Source organism: Heyndrickxia coagulans DSM 1 = ATCC 7050 (genome assembly GCF_000290615.1).
GTDB classification, from domain to species: domain Bacteria; phylum Bacillota; class Bacilli; order Bacillales; family Bacillaceae_C; genus Weizmannia; species Weizmannia coagulans.
The window spans coordinates 1-25,348 of the sequence record NZ_ALAS01000155.1; the positions used below are offsets into that span (position 1 = coordinate 1).

The following is a 25,348-nucleotide window of genomic DNA, read 5'->3' on the forward strand; positions in this document are numbered from 1 at the left end:
TCCTTAATTTGAATGGTTTCGGGGATGGATCCAAGGTAAACCTTCTTTCCTTCCCGTTCTTCACAACAGATCCCATATTTTCGGGCAATGCACAGCCAGTCCTCAGCTTTTTCTTTACGGGGATTGCGTTTGATAATAAAGCTTGCATGGTTTTCTAGGAGAATAATGAGATTATCCCGGCTGTCATTTCCGGAATCAAGCCTGAAAAGCAATGGCTGATCTGTTAGTTTCCGGGCAGATTGAATGGTTTCTTGGATGAAATTTGGTGTACCTTTTTGGCAGTGGACACTTCCCTTTCGCATCTCAACATGCAGGCAGTAACCTTCCTGTCCCATGTAAGCGAACATAGGGGCATAACCGTCACAGCCTTTATAGGTTCTTTCTACCCCTTCCTCGTATAATAAGTTTAAATCCAAAGTGGATGTCAATTTCCAGTTCATTCTGCTGCTCATTGACAAGTGAATATAAGATTTTGTATTCCGGGCTCGCCCGGAATACAAGTTCGGACTTGGACGCTTCGCGATGTTCCCGGATAATGGTCTTAGGATCGTTTGGGTCAATGCTTCCCCTCCTTGTAGCCTGACTACTCGAAAAGTCTGCATCCCCAGGTTCTTGCTTGAACGTCTAACCCGTAGGCCGTTCCTCCGGATCTCCGTGCTGGAAATGAGCAGTTCCAGGCAGCCCACGGCCCGGATGAGTTCTCATACGCGAGGCTGACAGATCGGCAAGCCATCTGGGGATATCCCGAAGCGTCCGATTCCATCGATCCCAATACAGAGAGGAGGAAATCATATACCCTTATTTGTCGGTATTGACGTGAGCTCCAAAAACCTCGATGCCTGCCTGATGGATGGAATGGGGGAAACGTTGGCCACCCAAACGGTGACAAACAATCTTCCCGGTGCCTCTGAGTTAAGAGACGCCATCCTCCAACATGCGGAGGCGGATGACACCATCCAGATCGCCATGGAGGCCACATCTGTGTATAGTTGGCACCCGGCAATGTTTTTCCATGAAGATCCCGAGCTGAAACAGCGTCGTACAAAGGTGTTTACCCTGAATCCGAAGCTGGTGAGAAATTTCAAAAAGGCTTATGCCGAGATGGACAAGACCGATCCCAAAGATGCCTGGGTAATTGCGGACCGCTTGCGTTTCGGGAGATTGCCGAAATCCGTGATTCAGTCAGAACAATACCTTGCCTTTCAACGGTTAACACGGATGCGCTATCACCTGATTCAAAGTTTAACCCGGGAACAACAGGTATTTTTGAATCATCTGTTTTTCAAATTCAGTGCCTTTAACCTTGAAGTGGATACACCGGTCTTTGGCCATGCCATAACGGAATTTTTGCTTGAGGCCTATAGCCTCGATGAAATTGCCCAAATGCCTCTGGAGGACTTAGCGATGTATCTCCAGACCAAAGGCCATGGCCGCTTTAGCGACCCCGAGGATTTGGCCGCATCCATCCAAAAAGCTGCCCGGTCCTCTTACCGGCTTTCTAAATGTGTGGAGGATTCGATTGACTTGGTCCTGGGCAGTTCCATTGAGATCATCCGGCATCTTAAACGCCAAATCAAGGATTTGGATAAGGCGATTGCCCGCGTTCTTGATGGAATCCCGAATACCCTCCAGACCATTCCGGGAATAGGCCCGGTGAGCTGTGCTGGGATTCTCGCTGAAATCGGCGACATTGAGCGCTTTGACGACCAAGCCGCGATCGCAAAATTTGCTGGATTGTTCTGGCCCCGCCACCAATCGGGTGATTTTGAGGCTGATGACAAAATGCTTGCGCGTACAGGCAATCGTTATCTCCGGTATTACCTGGTTGAGGCTGCCAATCTGGTCCGGCGACACGAACCTGAGTACCGCGCCTTTTACCAAAAGAAATATCGTGAGGTGCATAAGCACTCACACAAACGCGCCCTCGTCTTAACGGCAAGAAAACTGGTGCGCCTGATCGATGCGCTGCTCCGCAACGATCAAATTTATGCGCCGAAAAAGAAGGTGACGCGATGAGGTAACCAGGTAACCATCATCGATAGCCTGAACTTGAAAACTTCCAGATTATTCCAATTATCTGGAGGCTTAGTTCAGTATTGCCATTTTTACGACATAGAGCCAACAAAATTTCCAATTCACTTGTTTTTAACCCTTGACATCACACCGTAGGACTTTCATCATCCATCAATACCATCATAACGCAAATTGTATGTGAAAGGGTTTGTCTATTTTGCGGCAGCGGGCAAAAATGCAACCGCTTTAAAAATGTGTATTAATATCTTTTACATATGGACTAATACAGTTTTGTGCAAAACAAGCATTTTATAATTTTTTTCATGCAAAAACCTTGTTCTCATCACATATATAGGTTTAATATATAAATGTGAACTTTTTATGAACAAATATAGTACAGATTCATTTTTTACTATAACAGTTTGTATACCAAATGCCGAAAGGTGCAAGAACAGCGAAGAAAGAAGGGATCATTGGCCAGGTTTGCCGCAATGCGAATAAAGGAATTAGGAGATTAAAAGTCGGCATTTAGGGGATATTAACGAAAAATAAATGGAAAAGAAGGGGATTGACAAATGGCAAAAACGATAGCGGATTTGCTGATTGATTCATTATTAAATGCAGGTGTAAAAAGAATTTATGGGATCGTCGGGGACTCTTTAAATGCAGTGCTCGACTCCATCCGGCGCTCAGGGCGGATTGAATGGGTCGGCGTGCGCCATGAAGAAGTGGCCGCTTTTGCAGCCGGCGCAGAGGCTACCTTAAATAACAGCATTGCGGTTTGCGCAGGCAGCAGCGGCCCTGGAAACTTGCACCTCATTAACGGGCTGTATGACTGCAACCGGTCGCGTGTGCCGGTATTGGCAATTGCCGCCCATATTCCGAGCAGTGAAATCGGAAGCGAATATTTCCAACAAACACGGCCTGAATTGATTTTCAAAGACTGTGCGCATTTTATTGAAACAGTACAACGCCCGGAACAAATGCCTTTAATGGTAAATATGGCGATGCAACAGGCGGTCGCAAACCAAGGCGTTTCCGTTCTTGTTTTGCCTGGCGATGTTGCAGGCCTGGATGACAACGTAGCAGTGCCGCAAGTGCCGGTCCACGTTGCCAAACCGGTCGTGAAACCGTCGGAAGAAGATTTAACACAGCTTGCTTCTTACTTAAACGAAGGGAAAAAAGTGACGCTGCTTTGCGGTGCGGGTTGCCAGGGTGCCCATGACGAAATTATGGAACTGTGCAATAAACTGAAATCGCCAATGGTTGTCGCGCTGCGCGGCAAAGAATTTTTGGAATACGATAATCCTTACTTTGCCGGGCTGACAGGTTTGATCGGGTATTCTTCCGGCTATGACGCCATGATGGAATGCGATACGCTGCTGATGCTCGGCACAGACTTCCCGTACCGCCAATTCTATCCGAAAAACGCAAAAGTGTTGCAGGTCGACATCCGTTCCGAACATCTGGGACGCCGGACACCGCTGACACTCGGCGTTGTCGGGGATGTAAAAGATACGGTTGAAGCTTTACTGCCAATGATTCAGGAAAAAGACAACAGCAAGCATCTTGAAAAACATGTCAAAGCTTATCAAAAAGTAAGAGAAGATCTTGATAAATTGGCTGTTGGCAAACCGGGACGCAAACCGATCCACCCGCAATATTTGACAAAACTGGTCAGTGATTTGGCGGATGAAGATGCCATCTTCACTTGCGATGTCGGTACACCGACATTGTGGGCGGCGCGTTACGTGCAAATGAACGGAAAACGGCGCCTGCTCGGTTCATTCAACCACGGTACGATGGCCAATGCGCTTCCACAAGCGATCGGCGCGGCTGTTGCACAACCTGGCAAACAAATTATTTCACTCAGCGGGGACGGCGGCCTGTCCATGCTGATGGGTGACATGTTAACGCTCCGCCAACATAAACTGCCAGTTAAAGTCGTTGTCTTTAACAACACGGCATTAAGCTTTGTTGAACTGGAAATGAAAGCAGCCGGCTATCCGGAAACCGGAACAGGCCTTGACAGCCCGAACTATGCAGCCATTGCCGAAGCGATGGGCATGAAGGGGATCCGTGTGGAAGACCCGGCTGATCTGGAAGGGGCACTCCGTGAATCATTTGAACATGACGGCCCGGCCGTGATTGATGTTGCCGTAAACCGCCAGGAATTGTCCCTGCCGCCTAAAATTACGTATGAACAAGCACACGGCTTTACGCTGTGGATGCTGAAAGCCGTATTAAACGGCCGTGCCAATGAATTAATTGATTTGGCTAAAACGAACTTGATCCGATAATCAAAGAAAAAGCCCGGTATCCGTCATGGGAAACCGGGCTTTTTCTTATAAATAAGGGTTTTTTCGTATTTTTGAATGGTGCTTGTGGCCGCCGAAAAGCTGCCGGAAAAGCGGGCCCGGCAAATGGTATGCAGGTTTCCGCGCACCGCCCAATATTACAGAAGGGGCGCCCCATCTGCCAGTTTCAGGCTTTTGGTGCGCCCCTTTTTAGTTATTCGTTTTCCAAATGGAGCAAATTCAGCAGTTTAAAGAACAGGCTTGCGATAATGGCGACAACTGTTGCAAGCCCCATCCCGCTTAATGAGGCGGTGCCGATATTGATCGTTGCGCCGCTTAAGCCGACAGCGAGCACAAGGCAGGTCAGAATCAAATTTTGTGATTTTCCGTAATCCACTTTTTGTTCGACCAGCATCCGCAGGCCGCTTGCCGCAATGACGCCGAACAAGAGTAGAGAGATGCCGCCCATAACCGGCTGCGGAATCGATGAAATGAGCGCCGCCAATTTTCCGCAGAAGGAAAGGATAATGGCGAGGACCGCAGCGCCGCCGATCACCCATGTTGAGTAGACACGCGTAATTGCGAGCACACCGATATTTTCGCCGTACGTCGTATTTGGCGTGGCACCGACAAAACTGGATATAATTGTGGAAATTCCGTTTCCGAGCAAAGACCGGTCAAGCCCGGGATCCTTGGTTAAATCTTTTTTGACAATATTGCCTGTAACGATTAAGTGGCCGATATGTTCCGGAATGATGACGAGCGCTGCCGGCGCAATCATCATGATGTCGGACCAGTTCAGTTTGATTGGATAGTACGTTGGCAATGAAATCCAGGCTGCCTCCTGGACGGGTTTGAGGTCGACAATCCCGAATGCCAGGGAAATCAAGTAGCCGCAAATGATCCCGATTAAGATCGGAATGATTTTAAGAAAGCCGCGCAGGGTGACCCAGCAGACTACTGTAATGGCAAGTGTTAATAAGGAAACCGTGATGGTCTGCGGGTCCGGGCTCCAGTGTTTCACGGAAGCACCCGACTGGACAAGGCCTGCCATCTGGGCCGCGGTCGGGACAAGCTGGAGCCCGATAACGGCTACGATCGCGCCCATTGCAGCAGGCGGAAAGACAACCTCAATCCAGCCCGTGCCGGCAATTTTAACGATAAGCGCAATGATGACAAGAATAATGCCGACTGCAAGGAATCCGCCCAATGCGTAACTGTATCCGGTAAGGCCCGCATGTTTTGCAAGAACGGCAAATACCGGCGAGATGAAAGCAAAGCTGGACCCGAGATAAGCCGGGATTTTTCCTTTTGTTATCAGGATATAAAGCAGCGTCCCGATCCCGTTCATGAATAAAATGGTCGCAGGATCGACTTTAAACAGGACAGGAACGAGAACGGTCGAACCGAACATGGCAAACAAATGCTGAAAACTTAGCGGCAGGCTTTTGAGAAATGGCAGTTTTTGGTTGACTTGAATTTCATGCTGTTCCATATTTCTCCCCCTCAATGGATTGGTAAAATGCGAGGCAGGGGTTTTCCAGGAAGTGCCCTTTTGGTAAAAAGAAAGCACCTTGCCCGAATGAAAGCAAGGTGCATGGAAGTGCACATTTATCCGGAACCTTGCCAGCCTCACGGGACTGTTTTAAAGGCATTCATCATCTTTTGTCCCTGCTATTATGGCAGTTCCGGCCGGGTTTGTCAATTCCTATTTTGCAATTCCCGGCTTTTGGGCCGCGGGATATGGCAAGTTTATCGCCATCGCCCCGGCCTTTTTATGGGCCTGGTGAAAAATGGAGCCATCATGCAAATTCTCAAGTTAACCTTTCTTGCAATAACACCGCCTTTTAAAAGGCAGATGTTTTACTTCCCGTCCTCCTCGAAACTGATGCGAAGGCCTTTTATTTTCTCAACCGATCAATTTCATACTGGTCATCGGTCAATATATAGGCAATTTGTTCATGTGCAATGCTCAGCAGCCATGGATTCTCCGATTTGTAAAAAGAAAGATCCTCAGGAAGCATCGGCTGTTCCCATCCAAACAGGGATTTAGAAAACTTTAGAATTTTATCCTTGGACAGTTCATTTGCAAAATAATAATATAGTCCCTGCCCATTGTATTTCCCCTGATTAAGTGATCTTTTCTCTTGACTTCCGGCTTAAAATGAATAAAATAATTAGAGTACCGAAAGTTTACCCTCTCTAAATAATCGAAACGCTTTCTTTCTCCCGCTCGAGTGGCGGGAGTTTTCCTCAAAACTTCTGCCAAACGAAAAACCATCTGCATTTCCGGCATAATTCCGGTATACAACGTTTACACTAAAATCATGAATGGGGGATTGGAATGGAAACAATGAATGTAAAAAATAGTTCTATCAGGATTGTCCCTTTTTTTGCGGTGATGATGGCCGGCGCACTGGTGGCATTTTTAAACCAGACGCTGATTAATGTTGCCCTCCCGCAAATTATGAATCATTTACACATTTCTGCTTCTACGGCAAACTGGCTTTCTACGATCTACATGCTCACAAATGGGATTGTCATTCCGGTCACGGCGTACCTTATGAGCCGCTTTACAACAAGGCAGCTGTTTTTGTTCTCGATTGGGCTGTTTGCGGCCGGGACGCTGATTTGTGCAGTCGCACCCGGGTTTTCTGTGCTGCTCATTGGCCGGGTGGTCCAGGCGGCCGGCGCGGGGATTATTTTTCCGCTGATGACTAACGTTATTTTCGTGCTGTTTCCGCCTGACCGGCGCGGTTTTGCGATGGGGATTTTCGGCGTCGCAATGAACTTTGCACCGGCAATCGGCCCGACGCTTTCCGGGTGGATTGTGGAAAACCATTCGTGGCGGACGCTGTTTTTCATCATTTTGCCGATCGCAATCATTGACTTGATTTTCGCTTTTGTTTTTGTAAAAAATGTGACGGAAACGAGCCGGCCGAAACTCGATAAAATCGGTGTCATTTTGTCTTCGCTCGGTTTCGGCGGTATTTTATACGGATTTTCAACCGGCGGCACGAAAGGCTGGGACAGTGTGGAAGTAATGACGACGCTGGCAGTCGGGGTGATTGCTTTCGGCTTGTTTGTCTGGCGCCAGTGGGTCATAGACCATCCGATTTTGGAATTCCGCATTTTCCGTTATCCGGTGTTTACGCTAACAATGGCGATTAATATTATTGTGACGATGGCATTGTTTTCGGGCATGATTTTAATGCCGATTTATATGCAAAACGTGCGCGGTTTCTCGCCGCTTATGTCCGGGCTGATGCTTTTGCCGGGCGGCATCATCATGGGGATTATGTCGCCGATTACAGGGCGGCTGTTTGACCGTTACGGTGCAAAATGGCTTGCTTTAATCGGGATTGCCATTACCATTGTGACCACTTTTGCATTGACCCGCCTGAAATTGGATACATCTTTTACTTATGTAGTCACCATTTATACGATCCGCAGTTTCGGGATTTCTATTTTGATGATGCCGATCTTTACGGCCGGGTTGAATGACCTGCCGCTGGCCATGAATAAATACGGCACTGCGATGGTGAACACCTTCAGGATGGTGGCAGGCGCTGTCGGGACGGCCTTTTTTGTCTCGGTCATGACGAATAAAGGGATTGCGCATACGAAGGAAATTATGGTCTCTGGACAAATTTCCCCTGCGGATAAAATTCATGCGGCGCTTGCTGCAAGGCAGGGAACGGTGATGGGGATCAATGATGCCTTTATGGTCGCCACCTATCTGGCCGTAATTGCTTTTATCCTTGCTTTCTTTATCCGGAAAACCATCCCGCGCGACAGCCTTCCGGAAAAAACAGCCCGGCAGGTAAAACCTGTAACGGAATCATAAGAAATGCCGGATACTGAAATGAAAAATACTTAAATGCAAAACCTGTTAAAAAGGCGGAGAGACATAGTTATAACCAGTGTCTCCACGCCTTTTTGCATTATTTCATCTTCATGGACGAAACGGTTGAAAAAGGCTTTGAGTTTTGCGGCACAGATGATATGATTTACTGCAAAGATGCCCTCCTTTCCGGTTGGTGGTTCTTCTTAAACGCAATAATGCCAGGGGTTCGGGGCGGCTTTTTATAATGCACGGTTTAATTTTTTTCGGGGGGGTGTCTGTATAAACAGAAAGAAGATTTTTGTCCTTGCCATTGTGGGTTGTATCATCGTGATGGTTGCATATGTCAATATATCAAAATATATGGAAAACAAAGCGTTTGCGCGCAATTATCCGGACTGGGCAGGCAGCAGTGCCGATCAGGATTGGTATGCAAAGATGTCGGCTTCAGAGCCCCATAAAGAATACGAAGGCATTTTGTATTGGAAGGGCAGCAAAGAAGAGGCCGGCCGGATAACGGTTAAAAAAGTGGTTTACAGCCGGGACCGTGCGAGCCAGGTCACCGTTGCCAATGAAAAAAAATAAACACGGAAATTATTCCTTTATTGACATGGAAGAACGCCCTTCCGAAAAAAGCCATATTTCCATTCAAGTGGTTTGGAGTGTGGATGGAAAAGAACATACGGATAAGATTGTGCTGCAAAAAAGCGCTGATTGATCGTTTTGGCCATAAAAAACAGGGCGGCATTTCCGCTGTTTTAACTAAAAAAACCGCCGGGAGAAGAAAGATTCCCAGCGGTTTTTTCATGCCCGGGCTGTTGTTTAATCCCGGCAGGCAGTTGTTTACGCTCTTGCTTCAAACCGTTTTGCAATTTCGACAATGACCTGGACGGCTTTTTCCATTGTTTCCACTGAAACGTATTCGTATTTGCCGTGCATGTTTTCCCCGCCGGCAAAAATGTTTGGCGTCGGCAGCCCCATGTAAGACAGCTGTGACCCGTCCGTGCCGCCGCGGACAGGAGAGATGACCGGCTCAATGCCAAGGCTCTTCATGGCGTCATGCGCAATATCGACAATTTCCTTTACCGGTTCAATTTTTTCTTTCATGTTGTAATATTGGTCAGCCAATTCCAGTGTAATGTTATCTTCGCCGTATTTTTCTTTTAAGCGGTTGACAATCGACTGGAGGTTTGCCTTTTTTGCCTCGAATTTTTCGCGGTCATGGTCGCGGATAATGTAGTACAGTTTTGTTTGCTCGACATCTCCGTGGATGGACAGGAGATGATAAAATCCTTCATAACCTTCCGTCCGTTCCGGCACTTCATCCTCGGGCAGGAGGTTGTGCAGTTCCATCGCAATTTTTGCCGAATGGACCATTTTCCCCTTTGCGCTCCCAGGGTGGATATTATTGCCGCGGACTGTAATTTTAGCGGAAGCGGCGTTAAACGTTTCATATTCGAGTTCACCGAGCGGGCCGCCATCCATCGTATAGGCAAAATCGGCACCGAACGTTTTCACATCAAATTTATGCGGCCCTCTGCCGATCTCTTCATCCGGGGTAAAGGCGACCCTAATTTTGCCGTGTTTGATTTCAGGGTGCTTCAGCAAATAGTCCATGGCCGTCATAATCTCCGCCACGCCGGCTTTGTCATCGGCGCCGAGCAGCGTCGTGCCGTCCGTTGTAATCAAAGTCTGGCCGATATAATTTTTTAAGTTCGGGTATTCATCCGGAGATAGGACAACCCCTTGCTCTTTGTTCAAAACGATGGCCTTCCCGTCATAGTTTTCGATAATCTGCGGGTTGACGTTTTTTCCCGTAAAATCTGTCGCCGTGTCGACATGTGCCAAAAATCCGATGACCGGGACTTCTTTATCTGTATTGCCAGGCAAAGTGGCAAAAAGATAGCCGTTTTCATCCAGATGGACTTCCTCCATGCCGATCGATTCCAGCTCATCGCGAAGCATGCGAAGGAGTGTCCATTGCCCGTCTGTGGAAGGGCAATGGACACTCTCTTCGTTAGACTGTGTGTCGACCTTAACGTATGTAGTAAATCTTTTCATTAACGCTTCTTTCATTATCTTCACTCCTCATTTTCGGTATGTCTATATTTTACCAAACCCGGCCCAAAAGCTTGTATTTATTCGCAATATTTTTGGTAAAACGTTCCGAGCGCATATTTGTAGTTGGGATGCCATGGTTTGTCTTTTCCGCAATAATGGATAAATACGGTGTGCTTTTTAATCCACTCTATGTCCTGTTTTTTAATAAATGCGGCACGTTCAAAAAAACGGGCGTCATAGTTATACCGGTAGCTTTCGGCAGGTTTTATTTTGTTCCAGAACAGGGCATTGAATACGTCCTGGTCGGGCAGGAGCAGCTTCAGTTTATTTTCCTCAATGAATTGAAAGATTTCCTCCACTTTCACATGTTGCCGGATCAATTCCAAATTCATAAGGAGGACGCCGGTGTTAAAATACCCTTTTGCATTCGGGGTCCGTAGGCGCAGTTTATTGATCAGGCGGGCCTTTTTTGCCGAGTGCTCATGTTCGGATGCAATAAAAAAATGCCCTTCAAAATCTGAGTAATAAAATGCGGCGGCGGGGTTGATACAGACGATATCGGGATCGAGATAAAGAATCCTGTCAAGATGCTCCGGCAAAAACAAGTGGGCAGTAAGCCGGTAGTACATTTCTGAAGTGTAATGCCTGAGGATCGGCGCATCTTTAAACAGATCCGGCGGAATCCGCACCGGGAAAAAATGGTGCCCTTTCTCTTCAATATAGTGATGCAGCCCGGAAAGTTTTTCTTCAGAAATGGTGGAATGCAGCAGGTAGATCGAAAACTCTTCTTCGGGATTGTTTTGGATAAGAGAGTTTATTAACACTTTCAGGGGAGGGAGGTAATTTTCATTTAACGTAACAAGGATATTCATGGCTTTTCCACCTTTTGGCTGTAGTTTCAACTACTTCCATGATACAGGTTTCCTTTTCCGCAAACAAACTTTTTGGGTTCCGGAAAGATGAGCCTTTTTTCACCGTACAATCCTGGCTGCCCGCTTGCAGGGAAACGGTGCATGATGCCTGTAGAAACCGTGCACCCTCCGGCGTTTCCACAGAAAAAAAGCCTGCCATTAAAATGGTCAGGCTCTGAGAAGCGACAGTCTTTCCCAAGGCTTTGAAAGCCAGCGCCGGGTGGCAAAGATGCCCCGGAACCATTCGTCAATGCCCTGGGCAATCCAAATGCCGAGCAGCCCAAGCCCGAAATGCACCCCAAGGACATAGCTTAAACCGGCTGCAAATACCCACATGGAAAAAATGCCAATCATGACCGGGAAGCGGACATCGCCTGCTGATTTCAGGGAACTCATCAGCACGATATTCATGGCCCGCCCCGGTTCTGTAAAAACAATGGCCCAAAGAATCGGGATGCTGACGGCGAGAATGTCTTCGCTTTTCGTAAACACGTGCAAAACAGGCGAGCCGATGAGCGCAATCACAAGCGAAGTAAAAAAAGAAGCCATCATTGCAATCTTTAAAGTTTTCATCCCGCGCTTCAGGGCGCGTTCATACGTTTTCGCACCGACATACCGGGCGACAAGCAGCTGGGTGCCGGATGCAATGGCAAGGGTAAACAGATAACAGATCATCGAAATATTATTTAAATAAACGCGCGCAGCCAGGGATGCTTCCCCGAGTACGGCGATAAACCCGGTAATCACCAGCTGGGAAAACTGGTAGGAAAAATTTTCGCCGGCCGAGGGAATTCCGATCTCAAGCAATGCACGGATATCTTCTTTCTTTATAGAAATGATATCACGGATGCCCATTTTCAACGCGAGCCTGCGGTAGACAAGGAAAAGAAGCGCCGATACCGCAAAAACGCGGGCAACCACAATGGCCCACGATACCCCGATGACGCCTGTAACCGGGAGCCCGAAAATGCCCGTAATGGCCAAAATGTTCCCGAAGATGCTGATTAAATCCATTATAACGGTGACAAGCATCGACTCTTTTGTATAACCGTGGCTCCTCAGCACTGCGCTTAAAGCAAGGGAGATGGACTCGAGAAACAGGGAAGCCCCGCAAATTTTGACAAATGTCAGCGCGTATTGATAAACCCTTCCGTGAATGTCGAAAAACCCGAGGAGCAGTTGCCCAAACAGAAAAACAAAAAGCCCGACGGCAAGGCCGAACCAAAAATTCAGCCCGAAAGCGGAATGGGCGACCTGGCGCGCCTCTTTCATTTTCCCGGCGCCAAGATTCTGCCCGATCAGGATAATTGCGCCGACGGATGTGACATTAAAAATGAGAATAAACATATTCAACAGCTGGTTGGCCACGCCCACCCCGGCAGCCGCATCATCGGCGTAGTGACCGAGCATAAGGGTTGCGATGATCCCGATCCCCATATGCAAAGAAAGCTCAATAAAGAGCGGCCAAGAAATCTGAAACAGGGTCTGGTCTTTGTAATATTGCTGTTGTGTTGTCAACAATTTCCCCCCTTTTATATGATACCCCCAGCCTTTTATACCGGTTTTGTTGCCAGGCCTGGTGGATGTTCATTCTTCAATACTATGAAACATTGTAGCCTTTATTGCCGTACTGTCAATTGGAATTTTGGAAAAACCCGTGAATTTTTTATGGAGGGCGGATATTGGTCGTGTTTGCGTATTTGTTTGCATGTTTTCAAATCTGTTTACATGTTTACACAAGCGCAAACACTTGTATACAAAAATGCAAACTTGTTTGCAAAGCTGTAAACATGGCTTTATGACAACATTTTTCAAAAGTTTACAAGCCGCAAACAAGTTTACATTTTCGTTAAAAAAGTTCAGAGTATTGATTATTTTTATAGACTCAGATATTCTTAGAGTAAGCCAAAGAAAGCGATACAGGGAGGAAAAATGAATGGGAAAGACGCGGATTGCCGCAGTCGATGTAGGCAATGATTCTTTAAAAGGCATTTTTGGAAAAATGGAGTATGAGCTCAATATCCCGAACGTCATCGCGCGGGATATAGAAGACCGGCCGGTAATCGGCATTGAGGAACTGGACAGCAAAGATCCGCTTGAAGGCATCCATGTAAAAGTCCACTCCCCTGCTTTAAAGGAAAATAACGTGATTTACCGTGTCGGGGAGCTCGCAACCAAAAGTGATAATGCAACCGAACTGGACCCTGGGAGTAGCAAATCGGAAGAGGACCAGACCCTCGTCCTGCTTTTTACAAGCCTTGCGCTTGACGCAGTAAGGGAAGAAAACGCCAAAGTTTTTACCCGCAACCAGAATGTGATTGATGCCAATTACACACTTGGGACAGGCCTGCCGCTCCGCGAAGTAAAAGAGGGGAAAGATGCGGGCTACCGGTCGCAGTTGCTTGGATCCGTCCACCAGGTGGAATTTCTTGTCACGCCGAAATACCAGGGATTGAAAGTCAACCTGAAATTTGACGAAATCAAAGTGTATCCGGAAGGCTTTGCCGCTTTTATCAATCTCGTCATGGATAACGATTTAAACATCATTAACCGCGATTTGATTGACAAACGCATTTTGATCCAGGATATCGGCGGCCTCTCAACGGATATCGCCGTGATCAAAAACAGGACAGTCGATGATGACCGGGCGCAGGGCTTTAATCTCGGCGTATCAGAAGCGCTTGAACAGATCCGTGAAGAAATCCGCGTCAAATACGGGGTCGAACTGGACAGCCGCCGCGATGTGGTCGATATTATCACGAAAAAACATGACCGCAACCATATTATGGTGAAAGGCAGCCGGACAAGCGTGCACGACATTACAGACCGCATCCTGTTTGACCTTGCGAAGAAACAATACCGTCTGCTCCGGAACGTTTGGCAGAAAAACTCGCAAACAGAGATTTGCTATTTTGTCGGCGGCGGCTCTGTTGTCCTGAAAGATTACTTAAAAACGCTGAACAACAGCCTTGATGGCTACAATATCGATTTCTTTGAAGATGAAAAAGAGAGCATCTGGATGATGGCCAATGCTTACTACAAATTAATTTCGGATTATGTGAGGAAAAACAATAAACCGGAAGACAAAGGAAAGAAACCGGTCGAATCCAAATAAGGTGAAAAAATATGGAAAATCAAAGCGGGATGAAGCGGGGCCAGACGATTGCGTTCCGGATCCCCCAGGATACGCCCGATCATATTTTAAAAGAGCTGTCAAAGTTAAAAGAAAAAGAGAAACGGAACTTCTCCGCCAAAATAGCCGGGTATGTGATACAGGGCGTGAACCAGTCGCTCGTAAAAGACAAAGAAACGATTACAATTCCGCTGCCGCGCAAACTGACAAAAGTGCAGCATGACTGGCTGAAGCATGAACATTCGGAAGCAATGCTCGGCAGCATTGTTTACGAGCTGATTCAGGATCCGCTCCGGGCGACTTCGCTTTTTGCTGCCCTCTCGAAACAACCTGTTTCTATGGATGATACGCTTTTTTTACAGGAAGACGAATTGCCGCAAACCAGTGGAGAAGCAGACCCGGAACCGGTTCAATCCGGTGGTGAGCCGCCCGGTTCGGATGATCTTGATGCGTTCGACTGGAGAACTGCCGCCGCCGAACCGGCACCCCCTGAAGCGGAAGCGCCGGAAAAAGAAGAAGATGCGGAAGACCTGCTCGGGGATTTTCTCGCCAGCATGAATAAATGAAGGGCGCAGGGTGAACCCCTGTGCGCCTGAAAACTTGTACGAAATGTAAGGGGATGGAACAGATGGAAAATATAATCGAAGTTGCTGGTGTGAGCCTGGTGCGCGACGGCAAAAAACTGCTCTCGGACATTCACTGGACGGTCAAAAAAGGGGAGCACTGGGCTGTCCTCGGCTTAAACGGTTCCGGCAAAACCACTTTGCTCAATATGATCAACGGGTATATCTGGCCGACAAAGGGCAGCATCAAGGTGCTCGGCAAAGCGTTCGGAAAAACAAGCCTGCCGGAACTGCGGAAATCAATCGGCTGGGTCAGCTCCTCCGTCCAGGAAAGGATACCGCGCACCCAGCTTGCACGCGATGTGGTCATCAGCGGCAAATATGCATCGATCGGGCTGTATGAAGCGGTGGATGCAGAAGACGAAGAAAAAGCCTTGCGCTTGATGGAACAATTGCATTGTGCCGCCCTTTATGGCCGTGCTTATGGACATTGTTCGCAAGGAGAGCGGCAGAAGCTTTTAATCGCGCGCGCGTTAATGGCGGAACCGCGCATCTTAATTTTGGACGAGCCTTGCAACGGGCTGGATTTATTTGCCCGGGAAATTTTGCTGGAAAGTGTGGAAGAGCTGGCAAAAGATGAGAACGGCCCGGCGCTTGTATATGTGACGCACCATCCGGAAGAAATTTCCCCCGCTTTCCAAAAGACATTGCTGATCAGGAACGGGGAAGTTTTCCGGCAGGGCCGCACGTCCGAGATGATTGAAAAACAAGTGCTTTCCCGCTTTTTTGAGCATGAAATTCAGGTGGAGTGGCGCGGAAACCGGGCTTTGTTTCAAGTTGTCTGATGATTGGAAAACAAAAAAATATAAAATAATGAATTGACAAATCCCGAGCCGTCCACTAATATTTAAATATAACAAATGAATAACTTATCCAGAGAGACTGAGGGACAGGCCCGATGACGTCCAGCAACCTTCAAATCTTTTTTTGAAAGGTGCTAATTCCTGCAGAATGGTTCATTCTGAGAGATAAGTCACTTGACCGGCAAACCTCTTTCGAATGAAAGCGGGTTTTTTTTTGCTAAAAGGAACAGAAGGAGATTTCAACATGCTGGTATTAGAAGATATTCATAAAGTATACGGCAAAGGGAAGGACAAAAAGGTTGAAGCGTTAAAAGGCATCAATCTGCGTGTTGAAAAAGGGGAAATTTTCGGGGTGGTCGGCTACAGCGGCGCCGGGAAAAGCACGCTGATCCGGTGCGTAAATCTGCTCGAACGGCCGACTTCCGGGAAAGTGCTCGTTAACGGGGTCGACCTTGTGCGCCTGCCGCCGAAAGAGCTGCGCAAAGAGCGGAAAAAAATCGGCATGATTTTCCAGCAGTTCAATCTGCTCCAGTCTAAGACGATTTTTCAAAATGTGGCCATGCCGCTTGTGCTGGAACACCGGCCGAAGGAAGAGATTAAGGCAAAAGTCGCAGAGTTATTGTCTTTTGTCGGGCTGGAAGACAGAATGCACCACTATCCTGGCCAGTTGTCAGGCGGCCAGAAACAAAGGGTCGGGATTGCAAGGGCCCTGGCGACGGATCCCGACATCCTGCTTTGTGACGAGGCAACATCGGCCCTTGACCCGAATACGACCGAAGCCGTGCTCGACCTCTTGCGGAAAGTCCGGGATGAGCTGGGCATCACGATCCTGATGATCACCCATGAAATGAACGTCATTCGTGACATTTGTGATAAAGTGGCGGTACTGGACGGCGGAAAAATTGTAGAGCAGGGCCCGGTGCTCGACCTTTTCACAGAACCGAAAACGCAAATTGCAAGAAGCTTTGTGAAAACCGTGCTGAATGATTCGATTCCGCCGTCGGTGCAAAAACTGATCGATGAAAGCAGCAAAGACAATCCGCACGGCATTTACCGGATCCTGTTTAAAGGAGCTTCCACCAATATGCCGCTGTTATCCAATACGGCAAAACATTTTTCAATCGACCTGAATGTGCTTCATGGCATGATCACCGAACTTCAGGGCATTCCTTTCGGCAACCTGCTTGTCGAATTGAAAGGCGACCCGGAAGAAATGAAGCGGGCCATTCAGTACATTAACGATCACGAAGCCATCATTCGGGAGGTGGAGAAAAATGGCATTTGATTGGTCATGGTTTTGGCCGCAATTTTTCACGGCAATGGGCCAGACGCTGTATATGGTGGCTGTATCATTAATCATTTCCATCATCATCGGCGTTCCGGTCGGCGTGATCCTCGTTATTACCCGGGAAAACGGCATTTGGGAAAACAAATGGATTTTTAATATTTTAAATGTGATTATCAATATTTTCCGGTCGATCCCGTTTATTATTCTCGTTGTCGCGATCATTCCGTTTACGCGCTGGGTTGTCGGGACAGCGATCGGAACAACGGCAGCGATTGTGCCGCTCGTTTTGTACACTGCTTTTTACATCGGGCGGCTCATTGAAAGTTCACTGCTTGAAGTCGACAAAGGGACAATCGAACTTGCGCAGTCAATGGGGGCGACGAACTGGCAGATTATTTGGCGGTTTTTGCTTCCGGAGGCAAAGGCGTCCATGGTGCTCAATTTAACGATTGCCACCATCGGGCTGATCGGGGCTTCCGCGATGGCGGGCGCGGTCGGTGCCGGTGGGATCGGGGATTTGGCGATCACGTACGGCTACAACCAGTTTCAGACAGGCGTCATGATCGTTACCGTTATCACGCTGGTTATTTTCACCCAGCTTGTCCAGACATTGGGCAACTTTCTTTCCAAAAAAATCCGGAGAAAATAATATTGGAAAAAAGGGTTACACCTTTTTATAAAAAATGAAATGCAGGGGGACTTAGAGCGATGAAAAAATTTGCGATTCTATTATTGGGGCTGATCCTGGTTTTGGCAGGATGCGGGGCCAAAAACAATTCGGGCAGCACAAGCACAAAGACAATCAAAGTCGGGACAACCACTTCTGAAGTGCCGACATGGAATTTAATCCAGAAACTTGCGAAAAAGAAAAATATCAATATCAAGATTGTCCGCTTTGACGACTATGTTCAGCCGAACCTCGCATTAAGCGACGGGGAAATTGATATTAACGCATTCCAGACGGTTGTTTATTTCGATGACTTTATAAAACAACGCAATCTGAAGCTATCGGCGATCGGCACAACGAATATCTGGCCGATGGGGATCTACTCGAAAAGGTATAAAAAGATCAGCGAAGTAAAAGACGGCGACCAGGTTGTGATTCCGAAAGACCCGACGAACCTCGGAAGGGCTTTGCTTTTGCTGCAAAAAGCCGGCTTGATTACGACGAAAAAAGGTTTCACAGGCAAAGGCGGGCTTGAAAATGTCGCTTCAAACCCGAAACATTTGAAAATTACTGCCGTGGATGCCGCCCAAACACCGCGCGGCCTGGATGATTCGGCACTCGCTGTGATCAATTGCGATATGGCCATTAATGCTGGCTTAAACCCGACGAATGACTCCATCTTCCGTGAAGATGCGGGCAACAAAGCGTATATCAATATTATCGCAGCCCGGACAAAAGACAAGAATGACAAAACGCTGAAAGAAATTGTAAACATTTATCATTCAAAAGAAGTCTCCGACTTTATCAAAAAGCATTATAAAGGCGCAGCCGTCCCGGTCAATAAACCGGTATCGTATTTAAAAGACTATAAGCAAACACAATGACGGCAAAAAGTTTCACAGCAGCCCCCTAAAAACAGCGGGCTTTCAGACAGGCGGTTTATCCGCCCCATGGCAGAAAGAACGGCAGGATACGGTTAGACCGGTATCCCGCCGTTTTTTAATTGATTTTGGGTTTTGGACCGTTGCTTTTTTTACTTTCCTAAAACCGGGGAAGTCATCTATAATGGAAGAAAGGGTTTTCAATACGGACGGGTGGAAAAACAAAGGGGGGATTGCTAACTGCTGAAAATAAGTTATAGAAGTTGCAAAAGTTATTGACTTTCAAATCTTATCAGAATATATTTACCTATAAGGCAGGCGAGCCAAGTGGAATATTATTCTAGATTCGCCCTCTTATCCTTGGATATTTGCATTTTGCCGGAAAACCGCTTTTACAGCGTGCATAACTTATAAAATATAAGCGTTGAGAATGACAAAAAAGGAGGCTTTCCCCAAATGAATGCGATTACAATTGTAATCGGCTCCATCTGTATCTTAATGATTGCTTATCGTTTATATGGTACGTTTATGGCCGTAAAGGTGTTAAAGCTGAACAATGATACGCCGACGCCGGCACATGAGTTTAACGACGGGAAAGATTATGTGCCGACCAATAAATGGGTGACGTTCGGCCACCATTTTGCGGCGATTGCGGCTGCAGGCCCGCTTGTCGGACCCATTTTGGCAGCGCAGTTCGGCTATTTGCCGGGCCTCTTATGGCTCTTGATCGGCGCTGTTATCGGCGGGGCCGTACACGATGCTGTCGTGCTCTTTGCCTCCATGCGCCGGAAAGGGAAATCGCTTTCTGAAGTGGCGAAAGAGGAAATGGGGCCGGTTGCCGGGTTCTGTACAGGCCTTGCCATGCTGTTTATTATTGTGATTACGATGGCCGGCCTTTCCATGGTTGTCGTAAATGCCCTGCAAAGTAACCCATGGGGCACCTTTTCCGTGGGGATCACGATCCCGGTTGCAATGGGCGTTGGCTTGTTTTACAAAAAAACCGGCAATTTGAAGCTGACCACAACGATCGGTTTCCTCCTGATCGTAGCGGGCGTTTTTGCCGGTCCGTGGATCCGCCATACGGTAATTGGCGAATGGCTTACGTTTGATCCGAAAACATTGGCCATTATTCTTCCGGCTTATGCATTTTTTGCCGCGGCCCTGCCGGTATGGCTGCTGTTGGCGCCGCGTGATTATTTGAGCAGCTTTATGAAAATCGGCGTATTTATTGCCCTCATTATTGGTATATTTATCATTAATCCGCCGATTCATATGCCGGCGCTGTCGCAATTTATCCACGGCGGCGGCCCGACGATGACAGGACCGGTCTGGCCGTTTATTTCGATCACGATTGCCTGCGGTGCGATTTCCGGTTTCCATGCCTTTATCGGCTCCGGCACAACGCCGAAAATGCTCGATAAATGGACGGATATCAAGCCGGTTGCATTTGGCGCCATGCTTGTCGAATCGCTTGTCGGCGTGATGGCGCTTGTCGCTGCGACCGCCCTGCAGCCCGCCGATTACTTTGCCATCAACTCCACGCCGGAAGTCTTTAAGACGCTCGGCATGCATGTTGTCAATCTTCCGCATTTAAGCAGTGAAATCGGGATGGACCTGGCCGGCAGAACCGGGGGTGCGGTAACGCTTGCAGTCGGCATGACGTATATTTTTACAAAAATCCACTGGTTTAGCAATCTTGCACCCTATTTCTATCAATTTGTCATTTTGTTTGAAGCCGTGTTTATCCTGACGGCGATCGATTCGGGGACACGGGTCGCGCGCTACCTGCTGCAAGACTTTTTAGGGGAATTGTATAAACCGCTCAAAAAGACCGACTGGCTGCCGGGATCCATTCTCACAAGCGCCGCGGCCTGCTTCATGTGGGGCTATTTGCTTTACTCCGGCGATATCGGTTCAGTCTGGGCGCTGTTCGGCGTATCGAACCAGCTGATGGCCTCGATCGGGCTGATTGTCGGGGCAACCGTCATTTTGAAAATTGCCGATAAAAAACGGTATATGTTCACTTGCCTGATTCCGCTTGCGTATTTGTATGTTACGGTGAACTATGCCGGCTATTGGATGGTGAAAAATGTTTACCTGAACCATGCCGCGCCGGGCTACAATGTACTGAACGGCATTTTGTCGATCATTATGCTCATTCTCGGGCTCGTCATTATGATATCCGCTTTCAAGAACTGGTACAGCCTGCTGAGAACGCCTGCCCTGCCGGATTTGGAGGCATCGGCAAGGAAGGCTTGATGCAAAACTTGCCGAATCCGCTTTAAAGGAAAAACTTTGCATGCACCAGCTGGTTTAATGCACAGGCATTCTTGGGGGGGGATATCAGATAAAAGCGGCGGGACACGATTTACCGTGGCCCCGCCGCTTTTATCATGTATGCAGCCTGTTTTACAGGGGGAGTCTAAAGTTGTATCTGCTATTGGTTCGGAAAGCGCTTCACTCAAAAAATTTTAAAAATTTCATAAAGCCTCTGGTCTTTTCTCCGTAAAGTTGTTATAATAGATCGAAAATAATAATTTCACGTATTAGAAAGGGATGCTATCGGTTTGAATCAGGTTATCGAATTAGTGAAAGCAGATGTGAAAAAGGAAAAACCGGCTGTTGAATCATTGGGTTTTGGCAAACATTTCACGGACTATATGTTTGTCATGGACTATAATGACGAAGAAGGCTGGCACCAACCACGAATAACACCGTACGCACCGCTTGTATTGGATCCGGCAGCAATGGTATTCCATTACAGCCAGTCTGTATTCGAAGGATTAAAAGCCTATCGCGCAAAGGACGGCAGGGTTCTGTTGTTCAGGCCTGAAAAAAATGTTGCCCGGATGAATGTGTCTTGCGCGAGGTTAAGCATCCCGCAAATAGACGAGACCATTGTGCTTGATGCCATTAAGCAGCTTGTTGAGCTTGAAAAGGACTGGATTCCGGACGGGGAAGGGACATCGCTTTACATCCGCCCGTTCATTATTGCAACGGAGCCTAGCCTTGGCGTACACCCGGCACACGAATATAAATTCATGATTATCCTTTCTCCTGTTGGTTCGTATTACGGCGACCAGCTGAAACCTGTCCGCATTTATGTGGAAGACGAATATGTCCGGGCTGTCCCGGGCGGCGTCGGCTTTACAAAAACAGGCGGCAATTATGCAGCAAGTTTGAAAGCACAGGAAAAAGCAGAGGAGTCGGGCTACGACCAGGTGCTCTGGCTGGACGGTGTGGAAAGAAAATATATTGAAGAAGTCGGCAGCATGAACATCTTCTTTAAAATCAACGGAGAAGTCGTCACTCCGAAACTGAACGGCAGCATTCTCGGCGGTGTCACAAGAGACTCCGTTATCGCGCTGCTGAAGTACTGGAATGTCCCTGTAAAGGAAACGAAAATTTCCATTGATGAAATTTATGACGCTTATAAAAAAGGGCATCTGGAAGAAGTGTTCGGCACAGGAACGGCAGCTGTGATTTCCCCTGTTGGCGAACTCGGCTGGAAGGATATTGCGATGAAGCTTCCAAATACTGAAACGCCGGATTCGGTTGCAAACCGGCTTTATGATGCTTTAACCGGCATCCAGCTCGGAAAAACGGAAGATCCGCTCAATTGGACCGTCGAAATTAAATAATTTTGACATTGAAGACGGCGCGTTTAGCCAGTTTTTCAATAAAAAGCCGGCCCTGAAAAATGGAGCCGGCTATTTTAATGGCCGGCAAACTGTGGTTAAATAATTGCAGGTGAATCGATAGGGAGAAATGAGCATGTATCAGAATGAAGCCCAGCAGGTCATGAGGGTTTGCTTATTAGCCGGAAAAATCATGCTGATGAGCGGCGCGGAAACGTACCGTGTGGAAGATACGATGTCAAGAATTGCTGCAGCGGCAGGAATCAATGGATCGCACAGCTTTGTCACCCCAACAGCTATTATTTTTTCACTGGACGGGGCGGAACTGACAAAGTTGATCCGCATCTCCGAACGTTCAACGGATTTGAGAAAAGTCGACCAGGTCAACAGCATCTCGCGGCAAATCAGCAACCGGGGCATCACCCTCGAGGAAGCGTATGGACAGTTGAAAAAAATTGAAACGGAAGAGGAAGCTTACCCTCTCTCGCTGCAATTTGTGGCTGCGGCGATTTCAAGTGGCTGTTTTGTCATCATTTTTTTAGGCGGCTGGATTGATTTTCTGCCTGCGTGTATTGCAGGCGGCCTTGGCTTTCTCAGCACGCATTCCATCCACCGGTTCGTAAAGGTGCGTTTCTTTGCTGAATTTGTCGCTTCGCTTGTGATCGGGATCACGGCTTACATCCTTGTCCATGCAGGCATCGGCCGGGAACTGGATAAAATCATTATCGGTTCTGTCATGCCGCTTGTTCCGGGGCTGGCGATTACCAACGCATTGCGCGACCTGATGGCGGGGCATCTTTTTTCCGGTGTCACAAAAGGCGCAGAAGCTTTTTTAACCTCATTTGCCATCGGTGCCGGCATCGCGATTATCCTTACGATTTTTTAAAGATGCCTGCGCTTTTACACATCTCCATGATTACAGTTTTTCAAAAGGGTGACGGAAGTTGTTCCAGCAGTTATTAACCAGTTTTTTTTCTTCGGCGGGATTTGGCATTCTTTTCAATGCACCGAGAAAATTGTTGATCCAGTGTGGGATTACCGGCATGATCGGCTGGGGCATTTATTTTCTATTTTACTTGTATGAGCAGAACGTCGTGTATGGCACGTTTATTGCTGCTTTTTTCGTCGGGATAATCAGCCAGGTGTTTGCCCGTTTTTATAAGACGCCGATCTTGATTTTTACGGTCGGCGGGATTATTCCGCTTGTACCGGGCGGCCTTGCCTATGAAGCCATGCGGCACTTCGTCCAAAACGATTATAACGGCGCCGTATCGCTTGCCGCAAAAGTGCTGCTTCTCTCTGTTGCAATTGCGATCGGCCTGGTGGCTTCTGAAGTGACGAACCAGTTTATCAAAAAACTGCCGGATAAACGGCCAAAAAGAATGAAGTAGCCTTAAGCCGGGTTTGCTTGAGAGCCCGGCTGTACTATATAAGTCGAACTAAACATTCCTATTTCTTTACGTGTTGCCAGAAGCAGTCTATCCTTGTTTATTGCAAAATTAAAGTGCAGAGATGTGCAAAATTTCTATGCAAATGGTTATGCAGAGGGGCTTTACATGGAGGGGTAGCCATGATAACCTGTTTGGGTTTGCCAAATCTGTTACAGCTGGCCGCTTGGCAAAAGAATCATGGCTGCAGAGGCTCCATGTCAAGCCCTTAATAGCGAGAATTCAGATTGAATTTTTATGCGGTATAAACGAATTTATATACTGCAATACTCTGCACTTTTTTCTTGCAAAAAACATATCCTGATCGTAATGATTTTGACGCGAAAAACAAAAGTGCATTTTAAATAGTAGCAGAGGAACTGACACATTTTGTATATTGATAAAGCTGTATTCGGCTTCTATAATTAGGGCTTGCTAAACGAAACCAGTTTTGACTTTATCAGCAAACTTTGCCTCAATATATAGGAGAATTGATTCACCCTTCTCTATTCGTTGAATCAACTTTCGAGTGCAAGCTTTTTCCTGGATTTTTTAAAAAATTTGCATTTGGTATAGGTAGAAAAGCGATGGTGTTTGTAAGTAGTAACCCCCTTGCCGATGGTGAAGCAATACAGGCAACAAGGACATCAATTCCGCAACAGATTGGATAAACAATCTTTAAAGCCATAGGGAAACTCTTTTCACGGAATTATAGGGATAGACAGCATTGACTGATTGCCCAGCGATAAATGAGTAATGTTTATACAAAGATAAGTCTGCGTGTCCGCTGCCACACTTATTTGTGCTTGGAAAGGCAATCTACACATATAAACACGGTCACTTCATCACCTCGACGTGATTTTTAGTTAACTGTTACCCCTCTGACTTTAGAATAATAAAAATGACGCTCAAGGCAACATTTATTTCATTGCGTTTTGTACCTTGGGTAAAGCGAAAGGAATGAGTATAAACTTGAACAAAAACATTTACATCATCAGGCATTGTGAAGCGGAAGGCCAATCGGAAGACGCGCCATTAACGGTAAAAGGACTGGAACAAGCAGAAAAATTATCTGATTTTTTTTATAATAAAAAAGTGGATCACATCATATCAAGTCCGTTTTTACGGGCAATCCAAACCATTCAGCCGCTTGCAAACAGGTTAAATTTGGAAATTCAAATAGATAATCGTCTATCAGAATGCCTCCTATCCTCAATGCCAATGTCTGATTGGTTGGATAAACTTCATGCAACATTTGACAATTTAGATCTAAAGTATTCCGGGGGTGAATCCAGTAAAGAAGCCATGGATCGAATTGTAAATGTAGTTATAGATTCATTGGAAAGTGAACATGAGAGTACCGTGATCGTTACCCACGGAAACATTATGTCACTCTTACTTCATCACTTTGATATGTTTTTTGCAAGAAAAAAGTGCAGAGTATTGCAGTATATAAATTCTTTTATACCGCATAAAAATTCAATCTGAATTCTCGCTATTAAGGGCTTGACATGGAGCCTCTGCAGCCATGATTCTTTTGCCAAGCGGCCAGCTGTAACAGATTTGGCAAACCCAAACAGGTTATCATGGCTACCCCTCCATGTAAAGCCCCTCTGCATAACCATTTGCATAGAAATTTTGCACATCTCTGCACTTTAATTTTGCAATAAACATACTATCCAATACATGAACTTTCCTGAGAATATCCGTATGCACATACGGAGTACTAATTCCCTCGAGCGGCTTAACCAAGAAGTTCGTA

19 protein-coding genes, 2 pseudogenes and 1 riboswitch are annotated in these 25,348 nt (G+C 47.0%); of the genes and pseudogenes, 16 read left to right on the forward strand and 5 right to left on the reverse strand.

The features are described from left to right. A pseudogene (locus IC21_RS08165) lies at positions 1-440 on the reverse strand (IS1380 family transposase); the annotation flags it as partial. A 352-nt stretch (positions 441-792) separates the two neighbouring features. Here IC21_RS08165 and IC21_RS08170 point away from each other — a divergent pair. Beyond that, positions 793-2,016 carry an IS110 family RNA-guided transposase gene (locus tag IC21_RS08170; protein ID WP_029142463.1) on the forward strand — a complete coding sequence of 408 codons (1,224 nt, stop codon included), beginning with the start codon at positions 793-795 and terminating at the stop codon, positions 2,014-2,016. 572 nt (positions 2,017-2,588) lie between these two features. Further along, positions 2,589-4,313 (forward strand): ubiquinone-dependent pyruvate dehydrogenase, encoded by a 1,725-nt coding sequence (gene poxB / locus IC21_RS08175; protein ID WP_029142462.1) that lies wholly within the window; start codon positions 2,589-2,591, stop codon positions 4,311-4,313. 211 nt (positions 4,314-4,524) lie between these two features. Here poxB and uraA read toward each other — a convergent pair whose 3' ends face one another. Then, on the reverse strand, positions 4,525-5,805 hold the full coding sequence (gene uraA, locus IC21_RS08180; protein WP_017553492.1) for a uracil permease: 1,281 nt from the start codon (positions 5,803-5,805) through the stop codon (positions 4,525-4,527). Positions 5,806-6,654: 849 nt separating this feature from the next. On the opposite strand from uraA, the gene IC21_RS08190 reads away from it, so the two are divergent. Continuing rightward, positions 6,655-8,157 (forward strand): DHA2 family efflux MFS transporter permease subunit, encoded by a 1,503-nt coding sequence (locus tag IC21_RS08190; RefSeq protein WP_029142461.1) that lies wholly within the window; start codon positions 6,655-6,657, stop codon positions 8,155-8,157. Between the two features lie 330 nt (positions 8,158-8,487). Next, positions 8,488-8,739 carry a DUF4944 domain-containing protein gene (locus tag IC21_RS08195; protein ID WP_029142460.1) on the forward strand — a complete coding sequence of 84 codons (252 nt, stop codon included), beginning with the start codon at positions 8,488-8,490 and terminating at the stop codon, positions 8,737-8,739. 258 nt (positions 8,740-8,997) lie between these two features. Here the strand turns inward: IC21_RS08195 and pepT are convergent, their stop codons facing one another. The 3 genes from pepT to IC21_RS08215 form a co-directional block, all read right to left on the reverse strand. Beyond that, positions 8,998-10,230, reverse strand: a complete 1,233-nt coding sequence (pepT, locus tag IC21_RS08200) for a peptidase T (RefSeq protein WP_026104792.1) — start codon at positions 10,228-10,230, stop codon at positions 8,998-9,000. Positions 10,231-10,292: 62 nt separating this feature from the next. Continuing rightward, entirely contained in the window at positions 10,293-11,087 is a 795-nt protein-coding gene (locus IC21_RS08205) for a glycosyltransferase family 8 protein (RefSeq protein ID WP_029142459.1), read from the reverse strand. 207 nt (positions 11,088-11,294) lie between these two features. Beyond that, entirely contained in the window at positions 11,295-12,644 is a 1,350-nt protein-coding gene (locus IC21_RS08215) for an MATE family efflux transporter (protein WP_017552051.1), read from the reverse strand. 418 nt (positions 12,645-13,062) lie between these two features. Between IC21_RS08215 and IC21_RS08220 the strand changes: the two genes are divergently transcribed. The 12 genes and pseudogenes from IC21_RS08220 to IC21_RS17750 form a co-directional block, all read left to right on the forward strand. Then, on the forward strand, positions 13,063-14,241 hold the full coding sequence (locus IC21_RS08220) for a ParM/StbA family protein (protein WP_017553483.1): 1,179 nt from the start codon (positions 13,063-13,065) through the stop codon (positions 14,239-14,241). 11 nt (positions 14,242-14,252) lie between these two features. After that, complete coding sequence (locus tag IC21_RS08225; protein WP_029142457.1) at positions 14,253-14,825, forward strand: hypothetical protein; 573 nt, start codon at positions 14,253-14,255, stop codon at positions 14,823-14,825. Positions 14,826-14,887: 62 nt separating this feature from the next. Next, positions 14,888-15,667 carry an ABC transporter ATP-binding protein gene (locus IC21_RS08230; RefSeq protein WP_029142456.1) on the forward strand — a complete coding sequence of 260 codons (780 nt, stop codon included), beginning with the start codon at positions 14,888-14,890 and terminating at the stop codon, positions 15,665-15,667. 81 nt (positions 15,668-15,748) lie between these two features. Next, a riboswitch (SAM riboswitch) is annotated at positions 15,749-15,857 on the forward strand. 72 nt (positions 15,858-15,929) lie between these two features. Next, positions 15,930-16,970, forward strand: a complete 1,041-nt coding sequence (locus IC21_RS08235; protein WP_019721649.1) for a methionine ABC transporter ATP-binding protein — start codon at positions 15,930-15,932, stop codon at positions 16,968-16,970. Next, complete coding sequence (locus IC21_RS08240) at positions 16,960-17,622, forward strand: methionine ABC transporter permease (RefSeq protein ID WP_017552056.1); 663 nt, start codon at positions 16,960-16,962, stop codon at positions 17,620-17,622. The genes IC21_RS08235 and IC21_RS08240 overlap by 11 nt, the downstream gene beginning before the upstream one ends. Positions 17,623-17,681: 59 nt before the next feature. Continuing rightward, complete coding sequence (locus tag IC21_RS08245; protein WP_013860819.1) at positions 17,682-18,524, forward strand: MetQ/NlpA family ABC transporter substrate-binding protein; 843 nt, start codon at positions 17,682-17,684, stop codon at positions 18,522-18,524. 453 nt (positions 18,525-18,977) lie between these two features. Continuing rightward, positions 18,978-20,780, forward strand: coding sequence for a carbon starvation CstA family protein (locus tag IC21_RS08250; protein WP_029142455.1), 1,803 nt, complete (start codon positions 18,978-18,980; stop codon positions 20,778-20,780). Positions 20,781-21,088: 308 nt separating this feature from the next. Continuing rightward, the gene (locus tag IC21_RS08255; protein WP_029142454.1) at positions 21,089-22,162 is read left to right on the forward strand and encodes a branched-chain amino acid aminotransferase; all 1,074 of its coding nucleotides are present in this window, start codon (positions 21,089-21,091) and stop codon (positions 22,160-22,162) included. A gap of 133 nt (positions 22,163-22,295) precedes the next feature. Continuing rightward, a complete protein-coding gene (locus tag IC21_RS08260; RefSeq protein WP_029142453.1) occupies positions 22,296-23,045 on the forward strand; it encodes a threonine/serine exporter family protein in 750 nt (249 codons plus the stop codon). Positions 23,046-23,103: 58 nt separating this feature from the next. Then, complete coding sequence (locus tag IC21_RS08265; RefSeq protein WP_029142452.1) at positions 23,104-23,550, forward strand: threonine/serine exporter family protein; 447 nt, start codon at positions 23,104-23,106, stop codon at positions 23,548-23,550. A 1,008-nt stretch (positions 23,551-24,558) separates the two neighbouring features. Next, positions 24,559-25,074, forward strand: coding sequence for a histidine phosphatase family protein (locus tag IC21_RS08270; RefSeq protein ID WP_029143169.1), 516 nt, complete (start codon positions 24,559-24,561; stop codon positions 25,072-25,074). A gap of 186 nt (positions 25,075-25,260) precedes the next feature. Next, positions 25,261-25,348: pseudogene (locus tag IC21_RS17750) on the forward strand (transposase); the annotation flags it as partial.

Excerpts from the sequence above, each read along its gene's own strand:
- IC21_RS08230 (WP_029142456.1), top strand. The coding sequence starts at position 14,888 with ATGGAAAATATAATCGAAGTTGCTGGTGTGAGCCTGGTGCGCGACGGC.
- IC21_RS08235 (WP_019721649.1), top strand. The coding sequence starts at position 15,930 with ATGCTGGTATTAGAAGATATTCATAAAGTATACGGCAAAGGGAAGGAC.
- pepT (WP_026104792.1), bottom strand. The coding sequence starts at position 10,230 with ATGAAAGAAGCGTTAATGAAAAGATTTACTACATACGTTAAGGTCGAC.
- IC21_RS08220 (WP_017553483.1), top strand. The coding sequence starts at position 13,063 with ATGGGAAAGACGCGGATTGCCGCAGTCGATGTAGGCAATGATTCTTTA.
- IC21_RS08205 (WP_029142459.1), bottom strand. The coding sequence starts at position 11,087 with ATGAATATCCTTGTTACGTTAAATGAAAATTACCTCCCTCCCCTGAAA.
- IC21_RS08225 (WP_029142457.1), top strand. The coding sequence starts at position 14,253 with ATGGAAAATCAAAGCGGGATGAAGCGGGGCCAGACGATTGCGTTCCGG.
- IC21_RS08250 (WP_029142455.1), top strand. The coding sequence starts at position 18,978 with ATGAATGCGATTACAATTGTAATCGGCTCCATCTGTATCTTAATGATT.
- IC21_RS08195 (WP_029142460.1), top strand. The coding sequence starts at position 8,488 with ATGGTTGCATATGTCAATATATCAAAATATATGGAAAACAAAGCGTTT.
- uraA (WP_017553492.1), bottom strand. The coding sequence starts at position 5,805 with ATGGAACAGCATGAAATTCAAGTCAACCAAAAACTGCCATTTCTCAAA.
- IC21_RS08190 (WP_029142461.1), top strand. The coding sequence starts at position 6,655 with ATGGAAACAATGAATGTAAAAAATAGTTCTATCAGGATTGTCCCTTTT.
- IC21_RS08240 (WP_017552056.1), top strand. The coding sequence starts at position 16,960 with ATGGCATTTGATTGGTCATGGTTTTGGCCGCAATTTTTCACGGCAATG.
- IC21_RS08245 (WP_013860819.1), top strand. The coding sequence starts at position 17,682 with ATGAAAAAATTTGCGATTCTATTATTGGGGCTGATCCTGGTTTTGGCA.
- IC21_RS08260 (WP_029142453.1), top strand. The coding sequence starts at position 22,296 with ATGTATCAGAATGAAGCCCAGCAGGTCATGAGGGTTTGCTTATTAGCC.
- poxB (WP_029142462.1), top strand. The coding sequence starts at position 2,589 with ATGGCAAAAACGATAGCGGATTTGCTGATTGATTCATTATTAAATGCA.